A 5,499-nucleotide genomic window follows, 5' to 3' on the forward strand; every position below is an offset into this window, starting at 1 on the left:
AAAAACAAGAAAATAAAATAATCTCGGGCATCCGTATTACGGTTGAACACGCCATCGCGGGTATCAAGCGCTTCGGTTGTATGACCCAAATTTTACGGAATCGTAGACCCTTTATTGATGATACCTTTTTACTCCTTAGTGCCGGTCTTTGGAATTTCCATCTCAGAACAGCCTAAAATTTACTTCAATCACCGAAATACCCTTATTTCACTATTAAGCAACACGCTTAATGTCCCGATTTATACAAGGCGACAGCCAGAAAATTATGTCAACTTTTCCTGATAATGCAATCGATTTTATACTGACTGATCCGCCTTATCTGGTTGATTATACCGACAGGTCAGGGCGCTCAATTGCCAACGATAAAAACGACGAATGGCTAAAGCCCGCCTGTCAACAAATGTTTCGTGTATTGAAGCCCAATAGTCTGATGGTCAGTTTTTACGGCTGGAATCTGGTTGAGAAATTTGTTGATGCCTGGAAAAAATCCGGCTTCCGTATTGTTGGTCATCTCGTTTTCAAGAAACGCTATACGTCAAAAACTGGTTTTTTGGGGCACAGCCACGAAAATGCTTATCTGCTTGCGAAAGGCCGTCCTGTGATGCCAGTAAAGCCAATGAGAGACGTACAGTGATGGCAATATACAGGCAATCTTTATCATCCAACTCAAAAGCCCGTTAGTAGCTTACAACCGCTCATAGAGTCTTTTACGCAACCTTACGCTATTGTACTCGATCCGTTTGCGGGTTCTGGCTCTACCTGTATCGCTGCTGCGCTTTCAGGACGGCGTTATATCGGTATTGAGCTTCTTGCTGAATATCATGCCATTGGTCAACAACGTATTGCTGCTTTGCGTACTCGTCGTGTTGCTTAAAGAAGGAAATAAAAAAAATGAATTATTGCGGTCATGAAGTACTACGAAAAGATGTGGCTTTACTCGTTGAGAAAATGGCACGAGTTTCGCACCAATAAAAAAACGCTCTATTTTTAAGTTTAATTCAGCATGATATATAAATAGTCAAAACCTTATAAATCAAATACAACTTATTGTAATTTAAGAAAATTTATGTTTTTTAGTAACTTGCAGATTAATCATTGCTTTTAAGCCATTTTTAGAATTTTATATGCCTGTGCGAAACTCGTGAATATCATTTGTTGAGGATAAGTCCATCCCTGCATAACAGGTTTGTCCTTTTAAATCGGTTTCCCTGTAGTCCCGTTGACAGGCTGTCCAAGCCCCTTCACCCATCCACGGCGTTTGACCCTGACACCAGATATTAAACCGTTTGGTTAACATCTCTGTCCATTGAGAGGGAATTCCCCTTGCTTTTTTTATCGTATCGGTTAATGCATGACTTTCTACAGAAACATTGAGATTAGGATTGGCTTTAACCCAGTTGTGCTCATCATCAAATTCACTGTCTTCGTCCAGTTCATAAATCAGGGCAAAGAGTGATTCATTCTGCGCTTCACCATCCAATATCTGACAACAATAATCATAATGCTGTTTACAGGCTGAAATGACATTACTCCCTGCGGTGGTAATGGCAAAAAGTAGCGCTTCGGGGCGTGCCCCCATGCCAAGCTCTAAAGCAGAATAAACGGCATTATCAGGATGTAGATGGTACTCATCGACGATAGCCAGACTCGGATTAGTGCCCTCAATGGTAGCCGCTTTTGCAGCAAGCGGCTTTAGCAAACTGTTATTTTTAGGATAAATTATTTTATGTTGCTGGATGGTCAGCCGTTTCTTTAAGGAAGGCGATAACAAACACATCTGACGGGCATCATCAAAAACAATGCGTGCCTGGTCACGACTCACGGCTGCCGTATAAATATCCTGTTGCCCCTCTTCCATGATTAAAAACCAGTTAGCCAGTATTGCAGCTAATGTAGACTTAGCATTCTTTCTTGGCACTTGGATATACGCACTGCGATATTTTCTTCTTCCCGTCGTGACATCTTTGAAACCCAGCAAATTAGCAAAAATGAATTGCTGCCACGGTTCAAGTTCAATCGGTTTGCTGCGTAAATGCCCTTTGACATGGGGACAGAGACGGGAAAATGCGATAAAACGTGCTACCGTTAGCGTATCGAAGGTATAAAAGGGATTATTGAGGTCATTAAAATAACGATTAACCGCCTGTTTTAAGCGTTTACAGGCCGGAATATCGCCATTTCTGACATCCTCAGCGTATTGATGCCAAACGGTCAAGTTCATCTTCTTCTTGTATTTCTACCGGATTACGGCGACGCGATACAGGGTCAAAACCTAATAGTGAGGCCATTTTTATCATGACCCGCTCCGCATCCGCCTTTGCTGCCAGTGCCGGATTACGGGACTCTGCGCCTCGACTCCCTTCAACAGAAAAGCCCCGTGTGGCAACGTCTGAGACGGCTTTTCGGTAAATGGAATAGTTGACGCAATAGAGTTCAAGGCTACTCCAATCCGTTGGATTAACGTCCCCACGTTCAGCCATAAACTTGGCCTTCGATTTCCACTCAGTAACGGCGATGTCGTCTAGATAATCAGGGGCTTTGGGTGCTCTTTTCATAACTTATTGTTTTCCTTACTGCATTTCAAAAAATTACCGCGCATAAAAATTGAATTGACGTCCGGTCCCAGCGCAGTAGGGCGTTGTCATATTTGACTCCCCCACCCCYYACTTCCAAGGCTGATTCCTWAARCATTCCATYARYTCACGGTCACGYTGAKTCAATCGYTTAACSTRGKGTYTATTCRCGYTTKGMTTAACGCGTCGATAACCTTKGCTATGTYTRAGTAATCCMTTAACYAATTGATTTATCTGATATTCKTCCATTAAGGTTATACTCGTGTATCCAGTCATTACGATGAGCAGCTTTTTCTTCCTGCTCACGGAAYATGCCAGCTTTACGCTGTGCTTTAGTYATTGGATCTTGCTGAATAATTTTGCGGTTATGACATCCYTGACACAATGMTTGATGGTTATCTTGCCACCAGAACAGGACATCRCTATCWCCATCGATTGGGATRATATGGTCAACRATTTTAGCRGGKGTATATATCCCCTGACTTTCGCACTTCACGCAAAGAGGATGCTCCTTCAAATAAATCAGACGATATTTAGCCCATTGGCTSGAGTAGCCACGCTGGGTATGCGTTCCTCNTTSTTYTNTCTAMTCKGCGTCTGGCTGCTCGTTTATGCGCCTCGCACTTACCCGATTTAACTCGTATGCTACAGCCTGGCTCTGTACATCTTTTTAATGGTTGGTATGGCATTTAATACACTCCGATATCTCGATACACTGACCACAACGATTTAATCGTAAAGGGAACTTCTTTAAGCTCAACATCCGTTGCCATTTCCCGATTCTCATAGAGCAGTCCGATATAGAGCAAGCATCCGACTTTAATCGCTGGCGTGAGTCTCAATCCTTCCTCAAACCGTTTGCCAATATGTTGTTGACAGGTTTCAAGTGCTGCTTCGGCATACGTAGTTAATAATTTGTCATCCAGCGTAAAGCTCTCTTCTAATCGACAATGTTGTTTGATTTCATTTAAAGGGATTTTTACATCAGTCAAATCAACTTCCTCCCTTACAAATCAACTCGAGTCTTGAGTGACGTGGATCAGGTATGACAAGAATAATGGAGAATCGAGAACTCCGTGTATTAGCGCCTTTATACACAATCAGGTTGTCAATCGTGATATCAGGGCGATAGCGCATCCAAACACGTATAATGGTTTCTTTAATTACATTACCGAAAATAGTCAGATCTTGACCGCGGACATTTTTTACTTCTGCCCAAACATTCCCTATATCAGTCCAAATTATCTTCTCACCACCGAAATCATCCCTGATAATCTCTTTCTTCTGAATCGTTATACGATGTCTTAATCGTCCGGCTCTCATGCGTTGTGCTCCGCATGTTTCTTAACCTCAATATGTTGCTTCCACGCCTGACTAAATTCATCACCGCCATCACGAGGCGGCAAGCCTTCCCGTTCACGTGCTTCATTGGGGCACATCACACCGGATTTAATCGCGGTTTCATAACTTAAGAAGCGCTCTCTTGGGTTGGCTCTGAGTAAATCGGCGGTGTCAAATTCCACCTGATAACGAACGCCTGATTGCGGAACATTAAGCAGTAGTGCAGATTTGATTTGCTGCTCGAAATTCGCTAACCAGGGACGCATGGTAATGGTTAAAAAGGCTCGACTGGCTTCACTAAAATTACTGTAGGTGCTGTTGGAATACTCTTGCAGAAAAATAGGGCTGACATTAAACATACGGGCAATATCTTCTATCGTAAAACGACGGGATGCTAACCATTCCGCATCTTGATTACTCATGCCTAATTTTTCATATCCCATTCCACCTTCAAGGATTGGCACTTTACCCGCATTTTTTGCCCCTCGATAACGCTCAAGCGCATCAAGGGCTTTTTGCCCTTTGGCATCGTTCAGCCAATCATTAGATTTAATAATCCCTGCGGCCATCATGCCATCCTTCATCACACTCGCGCCGTGCCGTTGTTGGGCTAGCCCTAACCCTAATGTCTCCCTGCAAATGGTAATGGGCGAACGTCCCATAAAGCCATCATCCGTTGCGTAACGTAAATGTAAGATTTCTTCCTGCAGACAGACGCGGACTTGACCACTGTATGGCTCGGTTATCGTATAGCGGTAACGGTGCTCACTTAATCGTTCAGGCACAACCGCACTTGGTGGATAAGGGTGTAACGCCGTTGGCTGTCCATCTTTCCCCCATGTGATACGCGCATAGGCATTACCATTAAGTAAGCAATGGCGCATTAGGGTTCGTTTAAATTGAAAAGGCGTTTGACAATCATTCGGTTTTTCATTGAGCAGATAATCGACCACGTGGTCACTTAGCCATTCCCGTGATTCCATGCCCTTATCATTGTGTACTCGATATAGGAAACAGGGCATCGTCGCCACCGCTTCACTAATCACCGTAACGGCATTGATAACGGCGGGTAAGCCTTCTGCGGTTATCGGTGAGACATATTCGCCTGACCGACTGTTAGGAATGCCAGCCAGCGAAAGGAACTCATCAATACTAAGGCTGCGCTCTTCTGCCTTTTTATAAGCGTGTTGCTTAATAGTGAAATAAGGGTGTTTCGGTGATTGAAGTAAATTTTACGCTGTTCTGAGATGGAAATTCCAAAGACCTGCGCTAAGGAGTAAGAAGGTATCATCAATAAAGGGTCTACGATTCCGTAAAATTTGGGTCATGCAACCGAGGCGCTTGATACCCGCGATGGCGTGTTCAACTGTAATACGGATGCCCGAGATTATTTTATTTTCTTGTTTTTGTTCAGGCGATAAAGGTCTTTTTCGAGTTCCTTTTTTTGGGATTTGTGTATTAGGATGCTGTTTATCTATACCTTGAAAACCGGTATCTGCCCAGATGGTTACCTCAGGAGGAATATGGCGAATTATATCGACTTTATCGAGTAAGCGTTTATCGTGACGGCGCCCATTTTTGCTCA

The 5,499-nt window shown here is 43.5% G+C and carries 6 protein-coding genes and 3 pseudogenes; 2 read left to right on the top strand and 7 right to left on the bottom strand.

Annotated features, from left to right (window positions below):
* The first annotated feature begins 17 nt into the window (after positions 1 to 17).
* Both CBG25_RS21345 and CBG25_RS05615 read left to right on the top strand, forming a co-directional pair.
* The gene (locus CBG25_RS21345; RefSeq protein ID WP_366212646.1) at positions 18 to 176 is read left to right on the top strand and encodes a hypothetical protein; all 159 of its coding nucleotides are present in this window, start codon (positions 18 to 20) and stop codon (positions 174 to 176) included.
* A gap of 53 nt (positions 177 to 229) precedes the next feature.
* Positions 230 to 874: pseudogene (locus CBG25_RS05615) on the top strand (DNA methyltransferase).
* A gap of 270 nt (positions 875 to 1,144) precedes the next feature.
* On the opposite strand, the pseudogene CBG25_RS05620 reads toward CBG25_RS05615, so the two are convergent.
* The 7 genes and pseudogenes from CBG25_RS05620 to CBG25_RS05650 all read right to left on the bottom strand — a co-directional run.
* A pseudogene (locus CBG25_RS05620) lies at positions 1,145 to 2,215 on the bottom strand (terminase large subunit); the annotation flags it as partial.
* On the bottom strand, positions 2,190 to 2,555 hold the full coding sequence (locus CBG25_RS05625) for a phage terminase small subunit P27 family (protein ID WP_290605182.1): 366 nt from the start codon (positions 2,553 to 2,555) through the stop codon (positions 2,190 to 2,192). The pseudogene CBG25_RS05620 and the gene CBG25_RS05625, both read right to left, overlap by 26 nt.
* 235 nt (positions 2,556 to 2,790) lie before the next feature.
* Positions 2,791 to 3,262, bottom strand: a pseudogene (locus tag CBG25_RS05630) (HNH endonuclease).
* On the bottom strand, positions 3,263 to 3,565 hold the full coding sequence (locus CBG25_RS05635; RefSeq protein WP_290605184.1) for a head-tail connector protein: 303 nt from the start codon (positions 3,563 to 3,565) through the stop codon (positions 3,263 to 3,265).
* Position 3,566: 1 nt separating this feature from the next.
* A complete protein-coding gene (locus CBG25_RS05640; protein WP_290605186.1) occupies positions 3,567 to 3,896 on the bottom strand; it encodes a phage head closure protein in 330 nt (109 codons plus the stop codon).
* On the bottom strand, positions 3,893 to 5,110 hold the full coding sequence (locus tag CBG25_RS05645; protein ID WP_290605188.1) for a phage portal protein: 1,218 nt from the start codon (positions 5,108 to 5,110) through the stop codon (positions 3,893 to 3,895). Before CBG25_RS05645 ends, CBG25_RS05640 begins: the two co-directional genes overlap by 4 nt.
* A 36-nt stretch (positions 5,111 to 5,146) precedes the next feature.
* Positions 5,147 to 5,499 (bottom strand): transposase family protein (locus CBG25_RS05650; protein ID WP_290603898.1); only part of this gene is annotated, 353 nt, incomplete at its 5' end.

This window comes from Arsenophonus sp. ENCA, assembly GCF_002287155.1.
Taxonomy (GTDB): domain Bacteria; phylum Pseudomonadota; class Gammaproteobacteria; order Enterobacterales; family Enterobacteriaceae; genus Arsenophonus; species Arsenophonus nilaparvatae.